Source organism: Acidobacteriota bacterium (assembly GCA_033549365.1).
Taxonomy (GTDB): Bacteria; Acidobacteriota; Aminicenantia; order Aminicenantales; family Saccharicenantaceae; genus JAWSUF01.
Genome location: JAWSUF010000001.1, coordinates 351100 through 374822 on the forward strand (window position 1 = coordinate 351100; position 23723 = coordinate 374822).

Annotated in this window: 29 protein-coding genes and 5 tRNA genes; all 34 read right to left on the bottom strand. The window is 57.4% G+C overall.

The features are described 5' to 3' along the window. Positions 1-13 precede the first annotated feature (13 nt). A complete protein-coding gene (rpsH, locus tag SCM96_01520) occupies positions 14-412 on the bottom strand; it encodes a 30S ribosomal protein S8 (GenBank protein MDW7759303.1) in 399 nt (132 codons plus the stop codon). A 22-nt stretch (positions 413-434) separates the two neighbouring features. Further along, entirely contained in the window at positions 435-620 is a 186-nt protein-coding gene (locus SCM96_01525) for a type Z 30S ribosomal protein S14 (protein ID MDW7759304.1), read from the bottom strand. Between the two features lie 15 nt (positions 621-635). Continuing rightward, positions 636-1178 carry a 50S ribosomal protein L5 gene (gene rplE, locus SCM96_01530; GenBank protein ID MDW7759305.1) on the bottom strand — a complete coding sequence of 181 codons (543 nt, stop codon included), beginning with the start codon at positions 1176-1178 and terminating at the stop codon, positions 636-638. Between the two features lie 10 nt (positions 1179-1188). After that, positions 1189-1527, bottom strand: coding sequence for a 50S ribosomal protein L24 (gene rplX, locus SCM96_01535; protein ID MDW7759306.1), 339 nt, complete (start codon positions 1525-1527; stop codon positions 1189-1191). Continuing rightward, positions 1527-1895, bottom strand: a complete 369-nt coding sequence (rplN, locus tag SCM96_01540) for a 50S ribosomal protein L14 (GenBank protein MDW7759307.1) — start codon at positions 1893-1895, stop codon at positions 1527-1529. The genes rplX and rplN overlap by 1 nt, the downstream gene beginning before the upstream one ends. Then, positions 1892-2191, bottom strand: a complete 300-nt coding sequence (rpsQ, locus tag SCM96_01545) for a 30S ribosomal protein S17 (protein MDW7759308.1) — start codon at positions 2189-2191, stop codon at positions 1892-1894. The genes rplN and rpsQ overlap by 4 nt, the downstream gene beginning before the upstream one ends. Before the next feature lie 2 nt (positions 2192-2193). Further along, a complete protein-coding gene (gene rpmC / locus SCM96_01550; GenBank protein MDW7759309.1) occupies positions 2194-2391 on the bottom strand; it encodes a 50S ribosomal protein L29 in 198 nt (65 codons plus the stop codon). Beyond that, positions 2388-2810, bottom strand: a complete 423-nt coding sequence (gene rplP, locus SCM96_01555; GenBank protein MDW7759310.1) for a 50S ribosomal protein L16 — start codon at positions 2808-2810, stop codon at positions 2388-2390. Before rplP ends, rpmC begins: the two co-directional genes overlap by 4 nt. 2 nt (positions 2811-2812) lie before the next feature. Then, complete coding sequence (gene rpsC, locus SCM96_01560) at positions 2813-3481, bottom strand: 30S ribosomal protein S3 (protein MDW7759311.1); 669 nt, start codon at positions 3479-3481, stop codon at positions 2813-2815. Between the two features lie 3 nt (positions 3482-3484). Continuing rightward, complete coding sequence (gene rplV, locus SCM96_01565; GenBank protein MDW7759312.1) at positions 3485-3829, bottom strand: 50S ribosomal protein L22; 345 nt, start codon at positions 3827-3829, stop codon at positions 3485-3487. A 16-nt stretch (positions 3830-3845) separates the two neighbouring features. Beyond that, on the bottom strand, positions 3846-4139 hold the full coding sequence (rpsS, locus tag SCM96_01570) for a 30S ribosomal protein S19 (protein MDW7759313.1): 294 nt from the start codon (positions 4137-4139) through the stop codon (positions 3846-3848). Between the two features lie 2 nt (positions 4140-4141). Then, complete coding sequence (gene rplB / locus SCM96_01575) at positions 4142-4969, bottom strand: 50S ribosomal protein L2 (protein MDW7759314.1); 828 nt, start codon at positions 4967-4969, stop codon at positions 4142-4144. Between the two features lie 2 nt (positions 4970-4971). Continuing rightward, positions 4972-5268, bottom strand: a complete 297-nt coding sequence (rplW, locus tag SCM96_01580) for a 50S ribosomal protein L23 (protein ID MDW7759315.1) — start codon at positions 5266-5268, stop codon at positions 4972-4974. Next, positions 5265-5885 (bottom strand): 50S ribosomal protein L4, encoded by a 621-nt coding sequence (rplD, locus tag SCM96_01585; GenBank protein MDW7759316.1) that lies wholly within the window; start codon positions 5883-5885, stop codon positions 5265-5267. Before rplD ends, rplW begins: the two co-directional genes overlap by 4 nt. Continuing rightward, a complete protein-coding gene (rplC, locus tag SCM96_01590; protein MDW7759317.1) occupies positions 5882-6550 on the bottom strand; it encodes a 50S ribosomal protein L3 in 669 nt (222 codons plus the stop codon). The genes rplD and rplC overlap by 4 nt, the downstream gene beginning before the upstream one ends. Positions 6551-6552: 2 nt before the next feature. After that, positions 6553-6873 (bottom strand): 30S ribosomal protein S10, encoded by a 321-nt coding sequence (gene rpsJ / locus SCM96_01595; GenBank protein ID MDW7759318.1) that lies wholly within the window; start codon positions 6871-6873, stop codon positions 6553-6555. Between the two features lie 57 nt (positions 6874-6930). Continuing rightward, a complete protein-coding gene (gene tuf / locus SCM96_01600) occupies positions 6931-8133 on the bottom strand; it encodes an elongation factor Tu (GenBank protein MDW7759319.1) in 1203 nt (400 codons plus the stop codon). A gap of 41 nt (positions 8134-8174) precedes the next feature. After that, positions 8175-10280 carry an elongation factor G gene (gene fusA, locus SCM96_01605; protein MDW7759320.1) on the bottom strand — a complete coding sequence of 702 codons (2106 nt, stop codon included), beginning with the start codon at positions 10278-10280 and terminating at the stop codon, positions 8175-8177. Between the two features lie 51 nt (positions 10281-10331). Further along, a complete protein-coding gene (rpsG, locus tag SCM96_01610; GenBank protein MDW7759321.1) occupies positions 10332-10802 on the bottom strand; it encodes a 30S ribosomal protein S7 in 471 nt (156 codons plus the stop codon). A gap of 21 nt (positions 10803-10823) precedes the next feature. Next, positions 10824-11213 (bottom strand): 30S ribosomal protein S12, encoded by a 390-nt coding sequence (rpsL, locus tag SCM96_01615; GenBank protein ID MDW7759322.1) that lies wholly within the window; start codon positions 11211-11213, stop codon positions 10824-10826. A 116-nt stretch (positions 11214-11329) separates the two neighbouring features. Next, complete coding sequence (gene rpoC, locus SCM96_01620) at positions 11330-15508, bottom strand: DNA-directed RNA polymerase subunit beta' (protein MDW7759323.1); 4179 nt, start codon at positions 15506-15508, stop codon at positions 11330-11332. Beyond that, positions 15508-19794, bottom strand: a complete 4287-nt coding sequence (gene rpoB, locus SCM96_01625) for a DNA-directed RNA polymerase subunit beta (protein MDW7759324.1) — start codon at positions 19792-19794, stop codon at positions 15508-15510. Before rpoB ends, rpoC begins: the two co-directional genes overlap by 1 nt. Positions 19795-19868: 74 nt before the next feature. Beyond that, positions 19869-20267 (bottom strand): 50S ribosomal protein L7/L12, encoded by a 399-nt coding sequence (gene rplL / locus SCM96_01630; GenBank protein MDW7759325.1) that lies wholly within the window; start codon positions 20265-20267, stop codon positions 19869-19871. A gap of 60 nt (positions 20268-20327) precedes the next feature. Further along, positions 20328-20840: a 50S ribosomal protein L10 gene (gene rplJ, locus SCM96_01635; GenBank protein ID MDW7759326.1), complete on the bottom strand. Its 513-nt coding sequence runs from the start codon at positions 20838-20840 to the stop codon at positions 20328-20330. A gap of 11 nt (positions 20841-20851) precedes the next feature. Continuing rightward, positions 20852-21550 (bottom strand): 50S ribosomal protein L1, encoded by a 699-nt coding sequence (gene rplA / locus SCM96_01640; protein ID MDW7759327.1) that lies wholly within the window; start codon positions 21548-21550, stop codon positions 20852-20854. Further along, positions 21543-21974 carry a 50S ribosomal protein L11 gene (gene rplK, locus SCM96_01645; GenBank protein MDW7759328.1) on the bottom strand — a complete coding sequence of 144 codons (432 nt, stop codon included), beginning with the start codon at positions 21972-21974 and terminating at the stop codon, positions 21543-21545. Before rplK ends, rplA begins: the two co-directional genes overlap by 8 nt. 10 nt (positions 21975-21984) lie before the next feature. Continuing rightward, positions 21985-22515, bottom strand: coding sequence for a transcription termination/antitermination protein NusG (gene nusG, locus SCM96_01650; protein ID MDW7759329.1), 531 nt, complete (start codon positions 22513-22515; stop codon positions 21985-21987). A gap of 18 nt (positions 22516-22533) precedes the next feature. Beyond that, the gene (gene secE / locus SCM96_01655) at positions 22534-22746 is read right to left on the bottom strand and encodes a preprotein translocase subunit SecE (protein ID MDW7759330.1); all 213 of its coding nucleotides are present in this window, start codon (positions 22744-22746) and stop codon (positions 22534-22536) included. Between the two features lie 63 nt (positions 22747-22809). Continuing rightward, a tRNA-Trp gene (locus tag SCM96_01660) sits at positions 22810-22885 on the bottom strand. A gap of 43 nt (positions 22886-22928) precedes the next feature. Beyond that, positions 22929-23078 carry a 50S ribosomal protein L33 gene (gene rpmG / locus SCM96_01665; protein MDW7759331.1) on the bottom strand — a complete coding sequence of 50 codons (150 nt, stop codon included), beginning with the start codon at positions 23076-23078 and terminating at the stop codon, positions 22929-22931. A gap of 86 nt (positions 23079-23164) precedes the next feature. Then, positions 23165-23237: transfer RNA gene (locus SCM96_01670), tRNA-Thr, on the bottom strand. A gap of 17 nt (positions 23238-23254) precedes the next feature. Continuing rightward, a tRNA-Gly gene (locus tag SCM96_01675) sits at positions 23255-23327 on the bottom strand. Positions 23328-23342: 15 nt separating this feature from the next. Beyond that, positions 23343-23425 (bottom strand) — tRNA-Tyr (locus SCM96_01680). Positions 23426-23521: 96 nt separating this feature from the next. Next, positions 23522-23594, bottom strand: a tRNA-Thr gene (locus SCM96_01685). Between the last annotated feature and the right edge of the window lie 129 nt (positions 23595-23723).

Here is a 23723-nt window from a genome sequence, read left to right on the forward strand (position 1 = left end):
CTCTCGCGGTGTCTTACCAGACGTAGCAGACGACCTCGCCTCCCAAGCCCAGTTCTTCGCATGCCTTCCCGCCGACGATGCCCCGGGATGTGGAGATCACGGCCAGACCGATCCCCCCCAGCACCTGGGGGATGGATTCCTTGGTGCAGTAAACGCGACAGCCTGGACGGCTGATCCTCCGGAGACCGGTGATCACGCTGGCATTGTCCTCACCGTATTTCAGCATCAGGGTCAACACGCCCTGCTTGGCATCATCAAGGACCTTGAAATTGCGGATGTATCCCTCATCCTTGAGGATTTTGGCGATTTCAATCTTCATCCGGGAAGACGGCATGACGACTTCTCTTTTGCGGGACCGGGCGGCATTGCGCAGGCGGGTCAGCATATCGGCAATGGGATCCGTGTGACTCATAACCTTATCCTTTCGCTCAATCCTACCAGGACGCCTTGGTGATGCCGGGAATCTCGCCCTTGAGAGCCAGCTCCCTGAAACAGAGCCGGCAGAGGTCGAATTTCCGGTAAGTGCCCCGGGCGCGCCCGCACTTGTGACAACGCCGTTTCCGCCGGATTGCGAACTTGGGCGTCTTCAGATATTTGGCCATCCATGCTGTCGTTGACAATTTGCCCTTCCTTTATCAAGACTCGCGAAACGGCATGCCCAGCTTCTTGAGAAGCGCATGCGCGTTTCCGTCCGTTTTCGCCGTCGTCACGATGGTGATATTCATCCCGCGGGGACGATCCACCTTGGTATAGTCGATTTCGGGAAACACCAGCTGGTCCCTCAGGCCCAGGGTGTAGTTGCCGCGGCCGTCGAAGGCTCCCGGAGGAACGCCCCGGAAGTCGCGGACCCGGGGAAGCACGATATTGACCAGGCGATCGAAAAACTCGTACATCTTTTTTCGTCTCAGGGTCACGTAGCAGGCGATGGCCTGGCCCTGGCGCAGCTTGAAGGAGGAGATGGATTTCTTGGCCCGCCCGATGGCCGGAGCCTGGCCTGTGATCAGGCTCAACTCGGCCTTGGCCGTATCCAGGAGCTTGATGTTCTGAAGGGCATCGCCGACACCCATGTTGACGACGATCTTCTCCAGGCGGGGGACAGCCATGCTGTTGGCAATTCCCAGTTCCTCCCGGAGTTCCGCCAGGATCTCGTTTCTGTATTTCTCTTGCAGGCGATTCATCGGGGTTTCCTCACTTCGTCTTTTCCAGGGGTGTGGAACATCGGCCGCAACTTCGGGCGCGTGTGCCGTCCGGCAGCACCTTCGTCCGGGCTCTTACGCCCTGACCGCATTCTTCGCAATAAATCATGACCCGGGAGGCCGGGATGGGCGCTTCTTTCTCCATGATACCGCCCTGGATGTTCTTGCTCCTGTCCGGCCGGATGAATTCCTTGACAAAGTTGATTTTCTCGACAATGATCCGGTTTTTCTCGGGGATGACCTTCAGAACTTTCCCGGTCTTGCCCTTGTCTTTACCCGTCCGGACCATCACCATGTCGTTTTTCCGCACGTGGACTTTGAGCGCCGGCATCACAGCACCTCCGGAGCCAGGGAGACGATCTTCATGAAGCGCCTGTCCCTCAATTCCCGGGCCACGGGACCGAATACGCGGGTCCCCACGGGTTCATTGGCCTTGTCGATGATGACCGCCGCATTGTCCTCGAAACGGATGTAGGAGCCGTCCTTGCGGCGCAATTCCTTCCTGGTCCGAACAACGACCGCCCGGACAACCTTGCCCTTGGGGATCTTGCTTTCGGGTTCGGCCTCCTTGACGGTGGCCGATATGATGTCCCCCAGCCGGGCCGTCCGTCCGACGCTCCCTCCCAGGGGCGTGATGGCCTGGATCTTCCGAGCGCCGGAATTATCGGCCACCTTGAGCATGGTGCGCATTTGTATCATGGCTGCTTATCCTCTCCCAAGGGTTGTCCGGGCTCGGCGCTCAATCCCACGATGTTCATGACCCGCCAGTGTTTTTTCTTGCTGATCGGCCGGGTCTCGACAATGCGGACGACATCCCCGATATTGCATTTCTCGAATTCGTCGTGAACAAGAAAGGAGGTCCTCAGCTTGACGGATTTCTTGTATAAGGGATGCCGGACCTGGCGGACAACCTGGACTTTAACGGTCTTTTTCATCGTTTTCCCGATGACCGTGCCGATCTTCGTCGTCTTGCGTGTCTTGTCCTTGGATTCCATGCCTATTCCGTCCTTTTCTGCTCATTGTTCAGGAACGTGGCGATCCGGGCCATGGTCTTCCTGATATTCTTAATCTTCATCGGGTTGTCCAACTGGCCGATGGCCTTCTGAAAGCGGAGTTTGAACAACTGGTCCTTGAGCTCCGCGGCTTTGGTCCGCAGTTCGTCGGCCGACAAATCCTTCATTTCGCTCTTTTTCATAGGAGGTCCCTGTTTTCCCTGGAAATGAACCGCGTCTTCACGGGCAGTTTATTGGAGGCCAGACGCATGGCTTCCCGGGCGACGCCTTCGTCCACACCTTCGATTTCAAAAAGGATTTTTCCGGGACGGACGACATCCACCCAGAACTCGGGATCCCCCTTGCCTTTTCCCATACGGACTTCCGTGGGCTTCTTGGTGATCGGCTTCCAGGGGAACGTCCGGATCCAGAGTTTTCCTTTTCTCTTCATGTGGCGGGAGATGGTGATTCGCCCGGACTCGATCTGACGGGCGGTCAGCCAGCAGGCCTCAAGGGCCTGGAGGCCGTACTCGCCGAAGGAGAGATCGGCTCCGCGGGCGGCGCGCCCGCGCATCTTGCCCCTTTGCTGCTTCCTGAATTTGACCTTCTTGGGCATCAACATGACTAGATCTCCTCAACCTCGACCGTCTGAGACGACATTTTCGCTTTTTCCACGTCGCCGCGGTAGATCCAGACCTTGATGCCGATCTGGCCGTACGTGGTGAAGGCTTCGGTGAACGCATAATCGATATCCGCTCTCAACGTCTGGAGAGGAAGCTGGCCTTTGAGATACCATTCGGAGCGGGCGATTTCCACTCCGCCCAGCCTTCCGGCGCACATGACCTTGATGCCTTTGGCGCCCATTTTCAAGGCCATATCCACGGCCCGGCGCATGGCCCGCCGATAAGCGATGCGCTTTTCCAGCTGAACGGCGATCCCTTCGCCCACAAGCAGCGCGTCGAGTTCGGGCTTATCGACCTCCCGGATGTCGACATAAACATCTTTGCGGGCGATTCCCTCAAGGAAGCGCTTCAACGTCTCGATTTCCTTGCCGCCGCGACCGATGATGATTCCCGGACGCGCCGTATGGATGATCACACGGATCTTCGGGCCGACGCGTTCGACGGCGACACCGGAAACGCCGGCGTGGTAATACTTTTCCTTGACGGCCCGCTTCATTTTCAGGTCTTCATGAATCAGACGGCTGTATTCCGGACCCTTGGCGAACCAGCGGGAGCTCCACGGCTTGTTGAATCCCAGCCGGAAACCGAATGGATGTGTCTTCTGTCCCACGGGCTATCTCCCTTTTTCCTCAAGTTCGATGCGGACATGGCTTGTCCGCTTCAGGATCCGGTAAGCCCTCCCCTGGGGCGCCGGCCGGATGCGCTTGGCCATCGGACCGCCGTTGACGGCGATTCCGGAGATGAAGAGGTCGTCCACGTCGATCTGTGGGGATTTTTGTTGGGCATTGGCAACGGCGGAGCGGAGGACCTTCTCGATGACGGCGCTGATTTTCTTTTTATCGTTGAAACGGAGGATGGTCAGAGCCTCGCCGACGGTGCGGTCCCTGATCAGATCGGCGACAAGGCGGGCTTTCTGGGGACTCATCCGCACATATCTGACAATGGCCCGGGAAACAATGTTGGGTTCGTTCATGTTACTTGCCCACCCTCATCTGTTTGGCGGTCTTCGAGGTGTGGCCCTTGAACGTCCGCGTCGGTGAAAACTCACCCAACTTATGTCCGACCATGTTTTCCGTGATGAAGACCGGGATGAACTTCCGTCCATTGTGAACGCCGATGGTCAGGCCCACCATTTCCGGAGTGACGGTGGAACGCCGCGACCACGTCTTGATGACTTTCCGTTTTTCGGATCGGGCGCCCGAGGACGCCTGGACTCTTGCCATCAGCTTGTCTTCGATATACGGACCTTTATGCTGGGATCGGCTCATGATTACTTGCTCCTCCGCTTGATGATGAACGCACGGGTCCGCTTGTTCTTGCGGGTCTTGAATCCCTTCGTCGGGATGCCGGTCGGGCTGACCGGATGACGGCCCCCCTTGGCCTTGCCTTCACCGCCGCCGTGGGGGTGATCGACGGGGTTCATGGCCGTGCCCCGAACATGGGGCCGGATGCCCTTCCAACGGTTCCGGCCCGCCTTGCCGATCGAAATGTTCTGGTGATCGATATTTCCGATCTGCCCGACCGTCGCCCGGCATTCCAGATGGATTTTCCGGATTTCGGAAGAGGGCATGCGGATCTGGGCATAGGACCCTTCCTTGGCCAGAATCTGAGCCCCCGTTCCGGCGGCTTTGGCCACCTGGCCGCCTTTCCCCTTGCGAAGCTCGATGTTGTGGATGACGGTCCCCAGCGGGATATGGCGCAGAGGCATGGCGTTTCCGGGAAGAACATCCACCTGAGTATCGGACGATAGGATGACCTGTCCGGGTTTGACGGTCTGGGGGGCGATAATATAGCGCCTTTCCCCGTCGGCATACTTGATCAGGGCGATAAAGGCCGAGCGGTTGGGATCGTATTCGATGGTTTCCACGGTTCCCGGGACATCGATCTTGTTGCGCTTGAAATCGATGATTCGGTAGACGCGCTTGTGCCCGCCGCCCTTGCGCCGGACCGCAACCCGTCCCCTGTTATCGCGCCCTCCGGACTTCTTCAGAGGCTCCAGAAGAGGCTTGTGAGGCTCCCGGGTGGTCAATTCTTCATAGGTGTTTCCGGTCCGGTGGCGCAGGCCCGCGGTGATCGGTCTGTATTTCTTGATGCCCATGTCTATACCGCCTCTAAGAACTCAATCATTTTTTCGCCGTCTTTGATCCGGACATAGGCAAGCTTCCAGTCCTTGGTCCGCCCGGTGTTGCGGCCCACCCTTTTCACTTTTCCTGTTCGGCTCTGAGTCCGGACCTTGTCGACTTTTGTCTTGAACACATGCTCGACGGCCTTGCGGATTTCGATTTTATTGGCGTCCCGGGGAACCTCGAAACAAAGCTCCCGGTTTTCATCCTTGCGGCGCGTGCTCTTCTCCGTAATGACGGGCCTGACGATGATCTGATGGAAATCCTTCTTCACGACCATTTCTCCCGAAGGAACTCGAACGCCCTCTGGCTGAAAACGAGCCCTGTATGATTGAGAACATCGTAGATATTGATCCGGCCGGGATCGACGGCCTTGACGCCGGGCACATTCCGGACGGCAAGGAACAGGTTGGTGTTGTCCTGGTTGTCGACCAGGAGGGCCGAAGACAGATTCAGGGCCTTGAGAAGCCGGACGGCATCCCGGGTCTTCGGTTCCTTGAATTCGAGCGTTTCGACGATCATCAGGTTCTGTTCTTCGAATTTCTGGGTGAGCGCCGACAGCAGGGCGTTGCGCCGGGCTTTTTTTGGCATGGCATAGGAATAGTCCCGGGGCTGCGGGCCGAAGGTCGTTCCGCCCTTTCTCCACAAGGGAGAGCGATTGCTTCCGGCCCGGGCCCGGCCCGTGCCCTTTTGCCGCCAGGGTTTGCGGCCGCCGCCGCTGACCATGGCGCGTGTTTTGGTGGCCGCCGTCCCCCGGCGCTGGTTGGCTCTATAATTGACGACGGCTTCATAGATGAGGTGGGTTTTCACCGGGTAGGAGAAAAGCCCCTCGGGGAGATCGATCTCCCGGGCCGTCCGTCCATCCGTATCGAGAATCGGCAATTTGCTCATGACTCACTCTTTTTCGGAATTTGGGCGGCGCCGGCGCGGCCGTGTCCTTTCCGGATCATGAGATAAGCGCCCTTGGCACCCGGAACCGCTCCCTTGACGACGAGCAGGTTGTTCTCCGTATCGGCCTCGAGAACAAGCAGATTCTGAACCGTAACGCGCGCGTTACCCATCTGTCCGGGCATGCGCATGCCTTTGATGACCCGCGAGGGATAAGAGGACGCGCCGATCGAACCCGGACGCCGGTGGAACATCGATCCGTGGCCGCCGCCGCCGCCCCGGAAATTGTGGCGTTTCATGACTCCGGCAAAGCCCTTGCCTTTGCTGGTTCCCGTGACGCGAACTTTATCCCCGACGGAAAAAATGTCCACAAGAACCTGGTCTCCTTCCTTGACCTCGTCGGGGCTCGAGCAGGGGACCTCCCGGAGATAGCGAAGAACGGGCACTCCGGCCTTTTTAAAATGTCCCAATTCCGGCTTTCGGGGTTTGCGGACGCCCCGGCCGTCGACGAATCCGATCTGGACGGCGCCGGCGCCGTCCTTTCTGGGAGCCTTTTTCTGGATCACCGTGCACGGCCCGGCCTGGATCACGGTCACGGGATAAACCGTGCCGTCTTCCCCGAAGACCTGGGTCATGCCGATTTTTCTGCCGATCAGACCTTCCACCATGATCAATCCCCTCCCGCCCCGAAGGCCTGGATCTCCACATCAATCCCGGCCGGCAGGTCGAGTTTCTGCAGCTCTTCGATGGTCTCGTTATTGTATTCGCTGATGTCGATCAGCCTTTTGTGAATCCGCATCTCGAAGTGCTCTCGCGATTTCTTGTCCACATGAGGAGAACGGAGGACGCAAAAGCGATGCATGCGGGTCGGCAGCGGAATGGGACCGGCGATCCGCGCACCTGTTCTTTTAGCCTTGATCACAATGTCCTTGACGGACTGGTCCAGCAGCCGGTGGTCGAAAGATTTCAGTCGGATTCGGATCTTTTCCATGGGACGTTCCTCAGTTCTCTCTCTCTCTCTTAACGTTTGCCTTCCGGCCGGGGACGGTTACTCGATGATCTCAGTGACGGTTCCGGCGCCGACCGTCCGCCCGCCTTCACGGATGGCGAAACGCAGAGCCTTCTCCATGGCGACGTCGGTGATCAAATGGATCTCGACGTTGACGTTGTCTCCCGGCATGACCATTTCGACCCCGGCGGGAAGCTTGACATCGCCCGTCACGTCGGTCGTCCGGAAATAAAACTGCGGCCGGTACCCGGCGAAGAACGGCGTGTGCCGTCCGCCTTCTTCCTTGGTCAGAGAATAGATCTCGGCCTTGAATTTCCGATGGGGCGTGATGGAACCGGGCTTGGACAGGACCTGGCCGCGCTCGACTTCGGTTTTGCCGACACCGCGGAGCAGGCAGCCGATGTTGTCGCCCGCCTGGGCCTGGTCGAGAAGCTTGCGGAACATTTCGACGCCGGTGCAAACAGCCTTCCGCGTCTCGCCGAAGCCGACGATCTCGATTTCTTCTCCGACCTTGACCGTGCCGCGCTCGACGCGGCCGGTAACGACCGTGCCGCGGCCGGTGATCGAAAACACGTCCTCGATGCTCATCAGAAACGGTTTGTCGACTTCACGCTCGGGCTCGGGCAGGAAGGAGTCCATCGCTTCAATGAGTTCCCAGATCGGCTTGGCCCCTTCCCCTTCGGGATCGGCCATCGATTTGGTCGCGCTGCCCCGGATGATCGGGGTGTTGTCGCCCGGGAACTTGTACTTGGACAGAAGCTCTCGGACCTCGAGTTCGACCAGGTCGAGGATCTCGGGGTCGTCCACCAGGTCGACCTTGTTCATGAAGACGACGATGGCGGGAACATTGACCTGCCGGGCGAGCAGGATGTGCTCGCGGGTCTGAGGCATCGGTCCGTCGGCGGCGGAAACCACCAGAACGGCCCCGTCCATCTGGGCCGCGCCCGAAATCATGTTCTTGATGTAGTCGGCGTGCCCGGGACAGTCGATATGGGCGTAGTGGCGGGTTTCGCTTTCGTACTCGACATGGCTCAGGGCGACCGTCAGAATCTTGGTCGCATCGCGGCGGAACATCTTCGCGTCCGCCTTGGCCACGTCGTCATACGAATGGGCCTTGGCCAGTCCCTTGGTCGCCAGAACCTTGGTGATCGCCGACGTCAGCGTCGTCTTGCCGTGGTCGATGTGACCGATCGTGCCGACGTTGACGTGGGGTTTCGTCCTTTCAAATTTTGCCTTTGCCATGTTTCACCTCACTCCTTTCTCTCCCGCCGGAGATTGCTTAATCAATTGTCATACCTTTCAAGGGGAATCCGCCCCTCGATTCTTGCAATGACGGCGTCTTGAACGGCGGCCGGAGTTTTTTCGAACCGGACAAACTCCATCGAAAAAACCCCCCGCCCCTGGGTCATGCTGCGGATGGCCGTGGCATACCCGAACAATTCCGAAAGCGGCACCTGGGCCTTGACCAGCCGCGCGCCGCTGTGAATCTCCATGCCTTCGATCCGGCCTCGCCGGGCGTTGAGATCCCCGGTGATGTCGCCGAGGTAATTGTCGGGAACGACGATTTCCATTTTCATCAGCGGCTCGAGGATCACCGGGTCCGCTTTCCGGGCCGCTTCGCGGAAAGCCAGGGACGCCGCGATTTTGAAGGCCAAAGGCGTCGCATCCTCATCGTGGGTGGAACCACCGATAAGGGTAACGCGCACATCCACCATGGGAAATCCGGCCAGGATGCCGGCTTCCATGGCTTCGCGCACACCGTTTTCGATCTCGGGAATGAATTCCCTGGGAATCACGCCGCCCTTTGTTCCATCGGAAAAAGAGAAGCCTCTTCCCCGCTCCATGGGTTCGACGATGATCCGGCAGTGTCCGTACTGGCCTTTTCCCGCGGCCTGGCGGATATATCGGCCCTCGCCTTCGGACTCCCGGGTCAAGGTCTCCTTGTAGGCAACCTGCGGCTTGCCGAGATTGGCCTTGACTCCGAATTCCCTGGACAACCTGTCCATGAGGATTTCCAAATGGAGCTCTCCCATGCCCATGACCAGGTTCTGGCCCGTCATGGGATCCCGGACCAGCCGGAATGTCGGGTCTTCATGGAGAAGACGGGCCAGAGACTCGGCCAGACGGGTGTGGTCGGCTTTGCTGCGGGGTTCAATGGTCGCCGAAACCACGGGCTCGGGGAAATGAATGGACTCCAGAACGATGGGCTGATGCCGCACGCAGAGCGTATCGCCCGTCGAAACGGTCTTCATCGAGGGAACGGCCGCGATGTCCCCGGCATAAATTTCCTTGATTTCTTTTCGCTTGTTGGCATGCATCTCCAGGAGCCGGGTCAGGCGTTCTTCCTCATCCTTCACGGAATTGTAAAGGCTTCCCCCGACTTTGGTTTTTCCGGAGTAAACTCTGATAAAAGCCAGGTTCCCGAGGAAGGGATCATTCATGATCTTGAAAACCAGGGCCGAGAACGATTCATTGTCGTCGGCGCGGCGGGCTTCCGGAGCGCCCGTCCTGGGGTGGACTCCCGTCACGGGAGGGATATCCGCCGGAGAGGGCAGATAATCGACGATGGCGTCGAGGAGAGGATGAACGCCTTTGTTCTTGAATGAAGAACCGTAGAGAACGGGAACAAACCTCAGCCCGATCGTCCCTTTTCGGATGGCCGTTTTGATTTCGGCTTCCGAAATGGCTTCGTCGTCGAGATATTTCTGCATGATGGTGTCGTCGGTTTCGCTGAGAATCTCAATCATTTCCCGTCGTTTGGTTTCCGCCAGATCCCGGCAACCGTCCGAAACGGCCCGGATTTCAAAATTCTTGCCGAGAAGGTCTCCTCCCCAATCGATTTCCTTCATGCCCACAAGATCGATGACTCCGCGAAATCCGTCTTCCGCGCCCAGGGGGATCTGAATGGGCAGAGGATGGGCGGCCACACGCGTCTTGAGCTGTTCGACGGCCCGGGCCGGATCCACTCCGATTCTGTCCATTTTATTGATATACACAATTCTCGGCACTTTATACTTGTCCGCCTGCCGCCACACGGTCTCGGACTGCGGTTCAACACCGCCGACGCCGCACAGGACGGCGATGGCACCGTCGAGTACTCTCAAGGACCGCTCGACTTCGGCGGTGAAGTCGACATGACCGGGAGTGTCGATGATATTGATGCGATGGTCGTTCCAATAACAGGCGGTGGCGGCGGAGGTTATGGTGATTCCGCGTTCCTGCTCCTGGGCCATCCAGTCCATGACCGCCGTACCTTCATCCACTTCTCCCATTTTGTAGGTGATGCCCGAGAAAAACAGGATGCGCTCCGTTGTGGTGGTCTTCCCCGCATCGATATGAGCCATGATGCCTATGTTTCTGACTCTTTCGATGGGGTCCTGTCGCATGATGTTTTCGCTTCACTCTCAGGGCTGTCAAATTCTTGAAACTCCGTACAGAGATTACCATTTGTAATGGGCGAACGCCCTGTTGGATTCGGCCATTTTGTGGGTGTCTTCGCGCTTTTTGACGGCGCCGCCCCTGTTGTTCATGGCATCGATGATCTCCGCAGACAGTTTCTCCTCCATACTTTTTCCGCCTCTCTCCTTCGCATAACGAAGAATCCAGCGGATTCCCAGCCCCACCGAACGCCCCTGGGGGACTTCAATGGGAACCTGATAATTGGCGCCGCCGACGCGGCGCGACTTGGTCTCAAGGAGAGGGCGCACATTCTCCAGGGCTTTTTCAAGGCCCTTGAGAGGATCTTCCTTGGTTTTTTGTTTGACGATGTCCATCGTCCTGTAAAAAACGCCCTCGGCAACGCTCTTTTTCCCTTTCTTGAGGAACAGATTGACAAACTTGGCCACAAGGGTGCTGTTGTAGAAAGGATCCGGGGGGATCTTTTTCTTTTTGACGATTCCTCTCCTCGGCATGATCGCTCTCCTCGGCGTTCCTTACTTGGCGGCCTTCTTTTCCTTGGGTTTCTTGGCACCGTACATGGAACGGCTTCTCTGCCTGTTCTGCACACCCTCGCAATCCAGCGTCCCCCGAACGATATGATACCGGACTCCCGGGAGATCCTTGACGCGGCCGCCGCGAACAAGAACGATGGAGTGTTCCTGGAGGTTATGCCCGACGCCGGGGATATATCCGGTCACTTCGATATTGTTGGACAATCTCACCCGGGCGACTTTTCTCATGGCGGAATTGGGCTTTTTCGGCGTCGTTGTAAAAACGCGCGTACAAACGCCCCGTTTTTGCGGGCAGGAAGCCAGAGCGGGAGCCTTGCTCTTGGCTTTTTTGAGCGTCCGGCCCTTTCTCACAAGTTGATTCACAGTCGGCAAAACACCATCTCCTCTTTGGAAAACGCTTTGTTATTCATCTTCGGGAAGACTCTCCCGCGACGAATGTTGCGAGTGTAGCAAAATTGGTCTTTCATGTCAAGAAATTTCAGGATATTTCAACCGCTTACGAGATCCTCATCCACCAGGGAAACATCGGGTTCCTCAGCTTCCACCACTTTCTCGACATGAGGGACATCCTCCTCCCGAAGTTCCACGTTCCGATAGAACCGCGAACCCGTTCCGGCCGGAATAAGGCGGCCCATGATGATATTCTCCTTAAGCCTCCGCAAATGATCCACTTTGCCGTAGAGGCTGGCTTCCGTCAGAACCCGGGTGGTTTCCTGGAACGAGGCGGCCGCAATGAAGCTTTCGGTACTCAGGGCGCTCTTGGTGATGCCCAGGAGCAGCGGCCGGGCCTTGGCCGGTCGGCCTCCCTTGCGCATGATTTTTTCGTTTTCCGCCTGGAAAACATATTTGTCGATCTGTTCGTCCACCAGAAAATCGGTGTCTCCGACCTCCTCGACTTTGACCCAACGCAGCATCTGCCGGACAATCACCTCGATATGCTTGTCGTTGATGGTGACGCCCTGAAGGCGGTAAACGGCCTGGACTTCCCGAAGAAGATACTCGGCCAGCTCCTTCTCGCCCAGGACCCGCAGAATATCGTGAGGATTGACGGATCCGTCCATGAGGGCGGTCCCCGCCTTGATCCTTTCGCCTTCGGCCACGCTGAGGTGGGATCCTTTGGGAATGAGATACTCCTTCTCCCCTCCCCGGTCGTTGTGGACGGTGATTTTCCGGTGACCCCGGACAAGCCCGCCGATGGAGACGGCTCCGTCGATCTCCGAAATGACGGCCGGGGTTTTCGGCCGGCGGGCTTCGAACAGTTCCTCGGCTCTCGGCAGCCCTCCGGTGATATCCTTGGTTCGGGCGACTTCACGCGGAATCTTGGCCAGAACGTCGCCGGCAAAGACTTTTTTGGCGTCCTTGACTTCCAAATTGGCGCCCGACGGCAGATAATATTTCTTCAGAATGACGGGTTCGCCCTTGTCGTCCGTTTTCTTATCATCGAGAATCTCAACCTGGGGCTGAAGTTTTTCGTCCTTGGGATCGATGATGACCTGGGTGATCAGTCCGGTAAATTCGTCCTGGACCTCTTCCATGCTGATGCCGAGGACGACATCACGGAATCGAATCCGGCCCGTTTCTTCAGTCAAAATGAAGTTGCTGAAGGGATCCCATTCGGCAAATCCCTGTCGGGCCTTGATCTCCTGTCCGTCGCGGATAAGAACCTTGGCGCCGTACGGCACCTGATAGTGTTCGATCTCACGGCCCCGGTGGTCGAGAACGGCAATGTTGGCGTTCCGATTGACGACGACGAGGGTGCCGTCTTTATTGGCGACGGACTTGAGGTTGGTGAACTTGATGATGCCGTCGGTGCCCGCTTCGAGCATCGACCGTTCGGCGCCGCGCATGGCGATTCCGCCGACGTGGAACGTCCGCATGGTCAGCTGCGTTCCCGGTTCTCCGATGGACTGGGCCCCGACGATGCCCACCGCTTCGCCGAGTTCGACCATTCGCCCGGTGGCCATGTTGCGGCCGTAACAGAGCTGGCAGACACCCTTCTTGGATTCGCAGGTCAGAATCGAGCGGATTTTGACGCGCTCGAGACCGAGGTTCTGGAGTTCGCCGGCGATGGTTTCGGTGATTTCCTCGTTCATTTCGACGATGGGCATGCTGGTGTCGGGGTGAAGAATGCGCTCGAGAGAAATCCGGCCGACGACGCGGTCGATGAACGGCTCGATGATCTCGCCGTTTTCGACGATCGCGGTGACGTTGGAGCCCTTGAGGGTTCCGCAGTCATGCTCATCGACGATGACTTCCTGGGCGACGTCGACAAGCTTTCGGGTGAGATACCCCGAATTGGCCGTCTTCAAGGCGGTGTCGGCCAGACCTTTGCGGGCGCCGTGGGTCGAGATGAAGTATTGAAGCACGTTCAGGCCTTCTCTCAGGTTGGAAACAATGGGCGTTTCTATGATTTCACCCGAGGGCTTGCTCATGAGACCCCGCATGCCGGCCAACTGGCGAATCTGCTGTTTGTTGCCCCGGGACCCTGAATCGGCCATAACGAACAGCGGATTGAGCCCGCCGCCCTCAAGACTCATGCGCTTCATTTCCTCGATCATCGCATTCGAAATGTTGTCGGTGACCGTTCCCCAGATCTCCACGATCCGGTTGAACCGCTCGCCCGATGAGATCGTGCCTTCCCGGTAAAGGTTTTCGATGTCCCGGACTTCCCCGTAGGCTTTGTCCACGAGTTCATATTTTGTCTTGGGAATGACGAAATCGTCGATCCCCAGGGAAAACCCGGCCAGGGTGGCATGGGTAAAGCCCAGTTCCTTGAGGGCATCCAACATTTCGACCGTGGCCGGCAATCCGGACTTGAGATAGGCGAAGAAAACCAGATTTTCGAGTCCCTTCTTCCGCAGAACGGCGTTGATGAACGGCAATCCCTTGGGAATAATGGAGTTGAAGATGATGCGGCCCGGAGTTGTCTCAATGAGTTCTTTTTTCATCTCCGTAACCGGACAATTCATCACGGCCTGGTCGTCGTAGTAACTGACCAAATTCATGAACGGACCGCTGAAACGGACCTTGATCCGGCTCTGAAGCCCGACCTGACCGCTTTCCATGGCCAGAAGCGCCTCGTCGAAGGAAGAGAATATCCTCCCCTCCCCTTTTTGCCCCTTCATCTCCCAAGTGAGGTAATAGCAGCCGAGAACCATGTCCTGGCTGGGAATGGTCAGCGGCCGCCCGTTGGCCGGGGAGAGGATGTTGTGCGTCGAAAGCATGAGTGTCTGGGCCTCGATCTGGGCCTCAACCGAAAGGGGAACATGGACGGCCATCTGGTCGCCGTCGAAATCCGCGTTAAAGGCGGCGCAGACCAGGGGATGGATCTGAATGGCCTTGCCCTCCACAAGAATGGGCTCGAAAGCCTGGATGCCCAGGCGATGGAGCGTGGGAGCCCGGTTCAGGAGAATGGGGTGTTCGTTGACGACTTCCTCAAGGAAATCCCAGACTTCGGGCCTTTCCTGCTCGTGCCACTCCCGGGCAATCTTGACGCTCGGGACCAGGCCTTCTTTTTCCAATTTATTGAAAATAAAAGGCTTAAAGAGCTCAAGCGCCATTTTTTTGGGCAGACCGCACTGATTGAGTTTGAGTTCCGGACCGACGACAATGACCGATCGTCCCGAATAGTCGACCCGTTTGCCCAACAGGTTCTGGCGGAACCGGCCCTGCTTGCCCCGGAGAGATTCGCTCAGCGACTTGAGCGGCCGGCGATTGGCCCCGAGATGGACCCGGCCTCTCTTCCCGTTATCGAAAAGAGCGTCCACGGCCTCCTGCAGCATCCGTTTTTCGTTCCGGATGATGAGTTCGGGCGCCTTGAGCTCGATGAGCTTCTTGAGACGGTTGTTCCGGTTGATGACGCGGCGATACAGGTCGTTCAGGTCCGATGTCGCAAAACGGCCGCCGTCGAGCCGGACAAGAGGCCTGAGGTCGGGTGGGATGACCGGAATGACATCCAGCACCATCCACTCCGGACGGTTGCCCGATTTTTTAAGCGCCTTGAAAATGCGGAGACGCTTCGAGTATCGGAGTTTTCTCTGCTGGGACGTCTCTTTTTTCATCAAACGCCTGAGACGGTCCGCCTCCTTGGCGATGTTGATTTTCTGAAGCAGCGTCTTGACCGCTTCGGCGCCGATGGACACCGTGAAGGCGTCGCCGTATTTTTCCTGGGCTTCCTTGAACTCCTCCTCGGTGAGGAGCTGCTTTTCCTTCAGTCCCGACTCTCCGGGATCGAGAACGATATAGGATTCGAAATACAGGACTTTTTCCAGGTCCTTGATCGAAAGATCCAGGACAAGGCCGATCCGGCTCGGAGGACTTTTAAAAAACCAGATGTGGGCAACCGGGGAGGCCAACTGGATGTGGCCCATGCGTTCGCGGCGAACCTTGGACTTCGTGACCTCGACGCCGCATCTTTCGCAGATGATGCCCCGGTACTTCATTCTCTTGTATTTTCCGCAGAGGCATTCGAAATCGTTGATGGGCCCGAAGGTTTTGGCGCAGAACAGCCCGTCCTTTTCCGGCTTGAAGGTCCGGTAGTTGATGGTTTCAGGCTTGGTCACTTCCCCCCAGGACCAGCCTTTGATCTTTTCCGCTGAAGCGATACTGATCTTGACCTGGTCGAATTCGATTTTGGGCCTTCCGCCCAGCTGTGGCCTGGCTTCCATCACGCATCTCCTTTGGCAGCCTGGGGAACCGCAATCCCCCATGGCAGGACGTCCTGCTTGCCGCTCTTCTCGAGCTCAAAACTGAGGCAGAGGCTCTGGAGCTCCCGGATCAAGACATTGACCGATTCCGGAAGTCCCGGCGTAAACTCCAGGTCTCCCTTGACGATGGCTTCGTAGATCTTGGCCCGGCCCTCGACGTCGTCCGACTTGACCGTCAGGACTTCCTGCAGGATGTGCGCCGCACCATAGGCTTCAAGCGCCCAGACTTCCATCTCTCCGAACCTCTGGCCCCCAAACTGGGCCTTGCCGCCGAGAGGCTGCTGGGTGATAAGCGAATAGGGTCCTGTGGAACGCGCATGGATCTTGTCGTCGACAAGATGATAGAGCTTCATCATGTAAATGTAACCGACGGAAACTTCCTGGGCCAGAAGGTCGCCCGTCATTCCGTCGAAAAGCGGTGTTTTTCCCGATTCAGGCAAACCGGCCTTCTTGAGAAGGACCTTAATCTCATCCTCGCGGATGCCGTCGAAGACCGGTGTGGAAATCCACATGTTGAGTTTTCGGGCCGCCCAGCCGGCGTGGGTTTCAAGAATCTGTCCGACATTCATGCGGGACGGCACGCCCAGCGGGTTCAAAATGATTTCCACCGGAGTTCCATCGGGAAGACGCGGCATGTCCTCTTCCGGAACGATGCGGGCGATGATGCCCTTGTTGCCGTGGCGGCCGGACACCTTGTCCCCGACGGACAGTTTCCTCTTCATGGCGATGAAAACCTTGATGGCCTGAATCACGCCGGGCGACAGCTCGTCGCCCTTCTTGAGGTTTTCGATTTTCTCCTTGAACACGGACCGCAGGGCTTCGCTTTGGCGTTTGACCTTCTTGTCGATATCGCGGATTTCCCGATCCCGTTCCTCGTCGGCGTTCAGCTTGAGTTTCAGGGCGTCCTCAATTCCGATTTCGTCCAGGACTTTCTCCGTGAGCTTGGCGCCTTTTTCCAGGGCCGTTTTTCCTGTTTTGTGGGCTTTCTCCAGAACCGCGCCCTTGAGCAGCGTCTTGATCTTTCTCCATTTTTCCTTTTCGAGGATGCTGATCTCATCCTCAAGATTCCGCTTCATTTTGGCCGTCTCGTCTTTTTCGATGAGCTTGGCCCGGGGGTTTTTCTCCGGCCCGCGGCGCGAAAAAATCCGGACGTCGATGATCGTTCCCTCAACGCCCGGAGAGCAGTAGAGGGAGGCATCTTTGACGTCCAGGGCCTTCTCGCCGAATATGGCCTTGAGCAGTTTTTCCTCGGGAGAAAGCTGCGTCTCGCCCTTGGGCGCCACCTTGCCGACGAGAATGTCTCCGGCCTTGACATGGGCGCCGATTCGGACGATGCCGTTCTCATCCAGGTTGCGCAGCAGGTTCTCGGGCACGTTGGGGATATCGTGGGTGATCTCTTCGGGACCGAGCTTGGTGTCCCGCGCTTCAATGGTCTCCTCGATGATGTGCAGGGATGTGAAGACGTCTTCCTTGATGAGCTTCTCGCTGACCACAATGGCGTCTTCGAAGTTATACCCGCGCCAGGGCATGAAGGCGCACAGGATATTGCGGCCCAGGGCCATTTCCCCCTTGTCCGTGCAGAGGCTGTCGGCCAGAACCTGACCCCGGATGACGCGTTCATTCTTGTGGACGATGGGGCGATGGTTGACCGTCGTATTCTGGTTGGTGCGGAGGAACTTGGTCAGAGGATAGAGGTCGGTCCCGACATCGTGTGTCCGCCCGCCCTGCTTGTCGTCGGTGCGGACGATGATGCGTTCGGCATCGACGAACTCAACGATGCCCGGACGCTCGCAGACGATGACGTCTCCCGAGCCCTTGGCCACGACATGTTCGAGTCCCGTCCCGACAAGGGGCGCTTCCGGACGAAGCAGCGGAACGGCTTGGCGCTGCATGTTGGATCCCATGAGGGCCCGGTTGGCGTCGTCGTTTTCCAGGAACGGGATGAGAGCCGCCGAGAGCGATACCAGCTGTTTCGGAGAAACATCCATATACTGAATCTGGTCGCGGGGAATGAGCCTGAAATTTCCCTTTTCCCGGGCGCTGACAAGCTCGTTGACGAAACGCCCCCGGGCATCCAGTTCGGCGTTGGCCTGGGCGATATTGTATTTCTCTTCCTCCCAGGCGGTGAGATAAAAGACGTGAGGTTCAAACACGGGCAACGATTTGCCCTTCTGGGCCTTGAGGGCCTCGCAGGTTTTCTCCATCTCCTTCTTTTCGATTTCCTGCCCGACCTTGAAATCGCTGCTTCCGGGATGAATCACCCTGACATAGTCGATGACCCGGCCGTCCCGGACCTTGCGGTAGGGCGTTTCGATGAATCCGTAACTGTTGACCCGGGCGAAACAACTCAAGGATGAAATCAATCCGATATTCGGTCCTTCCGGACTCTCGACCGGACAGATGCGTCCGTAATGGGAAGCCTGAATGTCCCTGACTTCAAACCCGGCCCTCTCCCGGCTCAAACCTCCGGGGCCGAGCGCACTCAGGCGCCGCTTGTGGGTGATTTCGGCCAAACTGTTGATCTGGTCCATGAACTGTGACAGCTGGGAGCTTCCGAAAAACTCCTTGAGAGCCGCGATCACGGGTTTGGAATTGATGAGATCCTGGGGCATGGCGGCGGCCAGGTCGGCCGTGATGGTCATCTTTTCCTTGATTGTCCGCTCCATGCGGGTCAGACCGATGCGGAAGGCGTTCTCGACAAGTTCGCCGACCGAACGCACCCGCCGGTTGCCCAAGTGGTCGATATCGTCCTCCATGCCTTCGCCGAGCCGCATGCGAAGGAGATAACGGAGAACTTCGACGTAGTCCAGGGGAGACAGCGTTTTCTCCTCCATGGGCGTGTTCAAGTCGAGCTTAATGTTGAATTTCAGACGCCCGATCCGGGAGAAATTGTATTTCTGGGGATTGAAGAACAGATTGCGGAACAGATTGTGGGCACTATCCATGGTGTGGGGCTCCCCGGGACGCAGCTTCCGGTAGATCTCTCCCAGGGCTTGATTGGTGTCTTTCCGCAGGTCCTTTTTCAGGGTGTTGACGAGGATCGTTCCGGCCGGATCAGATTCGGGAAAGAAGACCTCGAAGGGCTCGTTGCGCCCGGCCACCAGTTCCCACTGGATGTCGGTGATTTCTTCGTTGACCTTGATTTTTCCCTTGACGCCGGTGAGAGCCATCGCGCCTTCAAGCTCTTTTTTGTAGACCGGGATCCGGGCGATCCCTTTGGCCTGAAGGGTCTGCAGGGTTTCCGCCGTGATTTTCTTCTTTGCGGGGGCCAGCACGGTTTTGCTCTTGGCATCCAGGACATCCGTATCCGGAGACAAGCGGCCGACAAGATTTTCGGAAACGTCCCAGAACAGGCTTCCGTTTTCAGGAACGATGGTGTGGACCTTATGAAAGAGTCTCAGGATGTCTTCGTCCGAGCCGAATCCCAGAGCCCGCAGAAACACGGAGGCCAGGAACTTCTTTTTTCTGTCCAGCCGCACCCAGAGGAGGTTCTTGGTGTCGAATTCGAATTCGACCCAGGCGCCGCGGTACGGGATGATTTTTCCGATATAATATCCCTTGGTTTCGCTCTGGCGGAAGAAAACGCCCGGAGATCTCTGGAGCTGGCTGACGATGACGCGCTCGATGCCGTTGAAGATGAAGGTGCCCTTGTCCGTCATCAGAGGCAGATCGCCGAAATAGACTTCCTGCTGCTTGATGTGCTTCAATCTTTTCGTTTTCGTGGCGGCGTCCTTTTCCCAGGACACCAGTTGAACCTTGAGCTTCAAGGGTACCGCATAGGTATAGCTCTTGTGGATGCACTCATTGGGCGTGTACTTGAGTTTGAGTCCGACGCGGTCACCGCAGTGTTCGCAGGCGGGGGTTTCGATCTTTCGGGTCGCGCTGCAATACGGGCAGATTTCCTTGGAGGTCAAATCGATGTCGGCCGGAAGGAGGGTTCCGCAGGCCTGGCAGCGGTTGCGGGCGTTCTCGACGCCCTTGAGCCGTCCGCACTTGCATTCCCAATTGCCGATGGAATAACTGAGGAATTCGAGTTCGGTGGTTTCCTTGAAATCCGAGATGGGGAAAACGTCCTTGAAGGCGGCCTGAAGGCCGGTGTCCTTCCTTTCTTCAGGAAGGGCTTCCATCTGCAGAAGTTCCCCGTAGGATTGTTTCTGGATTTCCAGGAGATCCGGCATGTCGAAAGACGTCCGGATTTTTCCGAAATCTTCCCGAGTGCGATACGAGTTGGTTGTTTCGTTAGCCATTGGCCCTCACAAACAATACAAAGACTTCCGCCTCCGACGCCCGCTTCCGGACTGGAAAGCTCCGGACCGCCGGCTTACTGCAATTCAACAATGGCGCCGACTTCGGCAAACTTGGCTTTGATGGCTTCCGCGTCTTCCTTGTTCAAGCCCTCTTTCAGCGGTTTGGGCGCGTTGTCGACCAGTTCCTTTGCTTCCTTCAAACCGAGGCTGGTGATTTCGCGGACGACCTTGATGACGTTGATCTTCTTGTCTCCGACGTCTTTCAGCACCGCGGTGAACTCGGTCGGTTCTTCGGCGGCCTTGGCTTCCGCCTGGACGGCGGCGCCGGCGGCCATCACAGGGACCGCGGCCGCGGCGCTGACACCGTATCTCGTTTCGAACTCTTTGACATAGTCGGCCAGCTCGAGGATGGTCAGGCTGTCCAGGTGCGAAAAAAATTGCTCCTTGGTGAGCTTTGCGGCTTCTTTTTCCATCTCCGTAATCTCCTTTGATTAATCCTTGAATTAAGCCTTGGTTTATCCTGTTTTCCAACCTTATTTCTTGGTTTCGAGCTGTTTCAAAACCAGACCCAGATTGGATATGGGGGCTTGCAATGTTCGAAGAAGCTTCGTCAGCGGGGCGGCCATCAATCCGGCAAACCGACCCAGAAGATCTTCGCGGGATTGGATGCCGACGATTTCATCAAACCGTTCCGGCGCCAGATACCGTCCCTCGATAAGACCGGCCTTGACGGACAACACCTTGCCGCCGGCCGAAAAATCCCTGATCGCCCGGCCCAGAGCCAGAGGATTGTCCGTGCTGTAAGCCAGGGCCGTCGGATTGCGGAAGTGGGGCTTAAGTTCTTCGGGACACCCATCCTGAAGAGCCCTCAGAGCCAGCCTGTTCTTGATGACCCGGACGGCCCCGGAATGGGCGCGCAGAAGCTTTCTCAACTCGACGGACTGGGCCACGGGCATCCGCTTGTAGTCCACGAGATAACAGGATGCCTGTTCCGTCAGGATCTTCTTCAGTTCATCGACAATCTGTTCTTTCTGTTGCTTCTTCACTAACGATTCTCCTATTTCTCGACGGCGTCTTCGGCAATTTTAAATGAGGGCCCCATCGACGAGGACAGAAACATGCTCCGCACGTATTTTCCCTTGGCGGCCGCCGGGCGGGCCTGGATGACGGCCTGCAGGAAGGTCTGGACGTTCTCAATCAGCCTGTCCTCGGCGAAAGACACCTTTCCCACCGCTCCGTGGACAATGCTGGTCTTATCGACGCGGAATTCCACGCGCCCGGCCTTGGTTTCTTCGACGGCCTTGCGCACATCGAAGGTCACGGTCCCGGACTTGGGATTCGGCATGAGTCCCTTGGTACCCAGAATGCGCCCGAGCTTGCCGACCCCGCGCATGACATCGGGAGTGGCGATGACGATGTCGAAATCGATCCAACCGCCGGCGATTTTCTCGATGATGTCGTCCCCGCCCGCGTAGTCGGCTCCGGCTTCTTCGGCTTCCTTGACCTTCTCTCCCGAAGCGATGACACAGATCTTCTTGGTTTTGCCCGTGCCGTGGGGCAAAACGACCGTTCCCCGGACCATCTGATCCGAGTACTTGGGATTGACGCCGAGGCGCATGGCCACATCCACCGATTCATCGAACTTGACAAAACTGGCCGTCTTGAGAAGCCGGACGGCCTCTTCCAGCGAATAGCTTGTTTTTTCGCTGTCCCGGCTTTCAACCGCTTTGATGTACTTCTTGCCTCGCTTACTCACTGACGATCTCCAATCCCATGTTTCTGGCCGTCCCTTCGATGATCCGACGGGCGGCGTCGATGTCGTAGGCGTTCAGGTCCGGAAGCTTGATCCGGGCGATCTCCTCGACCTGCTTGCGGGTCACGCGCCCGACCTTCTCCTTGTTCGGAAGACCCGATCCTTTGGCGATGCCGGCCGCCTTCTTGAGAAGGTAGGAGGCCGGAGGCGTTTTGACGACAAACGTGAACCGCTTGTCCTTGTAAACCGTGATCAGGACAGGGGCGACCGTTCCCTCCTCCATTTTTCCGGTTCTGTCGTTGAACTCGCGGACGAACTGCATGATGTTCACACCGTGCTGGCCGAGCGCCGGACCGACGGGCGGCGCCGGACTGGCCTGGCCGGCGACGATCTCAAGCTTGATCAGGGCGACGACTTCCTTGGACATCTGTGTCTCCTTAGAGTTTTTCCACCTGCAGAAATTCCAGCTCTACGGGGGTGGATCGACCGAAGATCGTCACCATGACTCTCATGGTGCTTCGCTCCGGATTGACTTCCTCGACGATCCCGTTGAAATTGAAAAACGGCCCGTCGATGATGCGGACCGCTTCGCCTTTTTCGAAAGAATGCTTGGGCTTGGGTTTCTCCGAAGTCGTCTCCATATGTTCGACGATCTGACTGACTTCGGTTTTGCTCAGAGGGGACGGCTTCCGGCCCGAACCGACGAATCCCGTCACCTTGGGCGTCTGGCGAACCATCAGCCAGCTCTCGTCCGTCATATCCATTTCCACAAGGATGTAGCCCGGGTAAGACCGCTTGGTTGAAACAACCTTTTTTCCCGCCCGGATCTCGATGACATCCTCGGTCGGAATGATGATCTGTCCGATCTGATCCGGGATGCCGAACTCGATGGCCCTTTGGCGGATCGACTCGGCCACGAATTTTTCGAAACCGGAATAGGTATGAACGACATACCAGTTTTTTTCCATAGCTGAATTCCTGTCCGTTTATCCGAATAAGTCTTTGATGTGGGTAATCACCCAGGAGAAAATCACATCCATGAAGAAGAGGTAAAAGCCGAAAAAGACGGTGGCGATAATGACCACGATCGTCGTGCTCGTGACCTCTGCGCGGGACGGCCATGTGACCTTCTTGAGCTCGGCTTTCACATCCCTGAGGAAGCTCAGGAACCTTTTGTACCAGATTTTTTTTTCACTCATTTCAGGAGTCCTTCCGTCCCGACACCGGCGGCCCGGCCTCCGGGGATCTTCAGGGAAGGGAATTGGCAGGTGAGGCAGGACTCGAACCCGCAACCTGCGGTTTTGGAGACCGCTGCTCTACCCGTTGAGCTACTCACCTGTCGTCTCTGTCCTTCCCGTCGCTTTCCGTTTCCCGCCCCGCCCTACTTGACTTCCTTGTGGGAAATATGTTTTCTGCAAAAGGGGCAGTACTTGCTGATTTGAAGCCGCTCGGTTTTGGTCTTCTTGTTGCGCGTGGTGGAATAATTCCTTCGCTTGCACTCCGAACACTGCAAAGTGATGATCTCTCGCATTCTCGCCTTCTTTCAGCCTCACGGCCGCCGCGCCGACGGAAATTGTTAAGACATCGCACCGCCCGGGCGTTGGTCTATCTCAAAAAAGCCCAAGACCAGAATTGAACTGGTGACCCCGTCCTTACCAAGGACGTGCTCTACCGACTGAGCTACTTGGGCTTCCCGACTGCAGAAAAAGCGGGAAACGGGGCTCGAACCCGCGACATTCAGCTTGGAAGGCTGACGCTCTACCAACTGAGCTATTCCCGCGCTTGGCCGCAATCATGGGCAGGGAAGGATTCGAACCTCCGAAGCGTTTCCGCAGCGGGTTTACAGCCCGCCCCATTTGGCCACTTTGGTACCTGCCCACAGCCTTTTCTCCTCACTCTCGACTTCACGCGGAACGCGTATGGCCCGACTCTCCCGGTATTCCTTCCCGTCCGCCCTCGTGTCAAGGTTGACCGAGCCAGCGAAGGGACTCGAACCCCTGACCCGCTGATTACAAATCAGCCGCTCTACCTGCTGAGCTACGCTGGCATGTGCTCATCGGCCGGCGCCGCTCGTTGTTGTCGCCGGGGCTGCGGGTGAAAGGAAAACGACTCGAGTTTCTTATTTCCCCGGAAAAAACCCGGGAAAATAGTGAACCACGTGCGCCATCCTAAAGGA

Bases quoted from the DNA above. Each gene is read 5' to 3' on its own strand.
- rpsH (MDW7759303.1), bottom strand. From the start codon at position 412: ATGAGTCACACGGATCCCATTGCCGATATGCTGACCCGCCTGCGCAAT.
- rplE (MDW7759305.1), bottom strand. From the start codon at position 1,178: ATGAATCGCCTGCAAGAGAAATACAGAAACGAGATCCTGGCGGAACTC.
- rplX (MDW7759306.1), bottom strand. From the start codon at position 1,527: ATGCCGGCGCTCAAAGTCCACGTGCGGAAAAACGACATGGTGATGGTC.
- rplN (MDW7759307.1), bottom strand. From the start codon at position 1,895: ATGATACAAATGCGCACCATGCTCAAGGTGGCCGATAATTCCGGCGCT.
- rpsQ (MDW7759308.1), bottom strand. From the start codon at position 2,191: ATGGAATCCAAGGACAAGACACGCAAGACGACGAAGATCGGCACGGTC.
- rpmC (MDW7759309.1), bottom strand. From the start codon at position 2,391: ATGAAAAAGAGCGAAATGAAGGATTTGTCGGCCGACGAACTGCGGACC.
- rplP (MDW7759310.1), bottom strand. From the start codon at position 2,810: ATGTTGATGCCCAAGAAGGTCAAATTCAGGAAGCAGCAAAGGGGCAAG.
- rpsS (MDW7759313.1), bottom strand. From the start codon at position 4,139: ATGAGCCGATCCCAGCATAAAGGTCCGTATATCGAAGACAAGCTGATG.
- rplB (MDW7759314.1), bottom strand. From the start codon at position 4,969: ATGGGCATCAAGAAATACAGACCGATCACCGCGGGCCTGCGCCACCGG.
- rplD (MDW7759316.1), bottom strand. From the start codon at position 5,885: ATGAGCAAATTGCCGATTCTCGATACGGATGGACGGACGGCCCGGGAG.
- rplC (MDW7759317.1), bottom strand. From the start codon at position 6,550: ATGGTGGAAGGTCTGATCGGCAGAAAAATCGGCATGACCCAGGTCTTC.
- rpsJ (MDW7759318.1), bottom strand. From the start codon at position 6,873: ATGGAAAAGATCCGAATCCGACTGAAATCTTTCGACCACCGGCTGCTG.
- tuf (MDW7759319.1), bottom strand. From the start codon at position 8,133: ATGGCAAAGGCAAAATTTGAAAGGACGAAACCCCACGTCAACGTCGGC.
- rpsG (MDW7759321.1), bottom strand. From the start codon at position 10,802: ATGCCGAGGAGAGGAATCGTCAAAAAGAAAAAGATCCCCCCGGATCCT.
- rpoC (MDW7759323.1), bottom strand. From the start codon at position 15,508: ATGGAAGCCAGGCCACAGCTGGGCGGAAGGCCCAAAATCGAATTCGAC.
- rpoB (MDW7759324.1), bottom strand. From the start codon at position 19,794: ATGGCTAACGAAACAACCAACTCGTATCGCACTCGGGAAGATTTCGGA.
- rplL (MDW7759325.1), bottom strand. From the start codon at position 20,267: ATGGAAAAAGAAGCCGCAAAGCTCACCAAGGAGCAATTTTTTTCGCAC.
- rplK (MDW7759328.1), bottom strand. From the start codon at position 21,974: ATGTCCAAGGAAGTCGTCGCCCTGATCAAGCTTGAGATCGTCGCCGGC.
- nusG (MDW7759329.1), bottom strand. From the start codon at position 22,515: ATGGAAAAAAACTGGTATGTCGTTCATACCTATTCCGGTTTCGAAAAA.
- secE (MDW7759330.1), bottom strand. From the start codon at position 22,746: ATGAGTGAAAAAAAAATCTGGTACAAAAGGTTCCTGAGCTTCCTCAGG.
- rpmG (MDW7759331.1), bottom strand. From the start codon at position 23,078: ATGCGAGAGATCATCACTTTGCAGTGTTCGGAGTGCAAGCGAAGGAAT.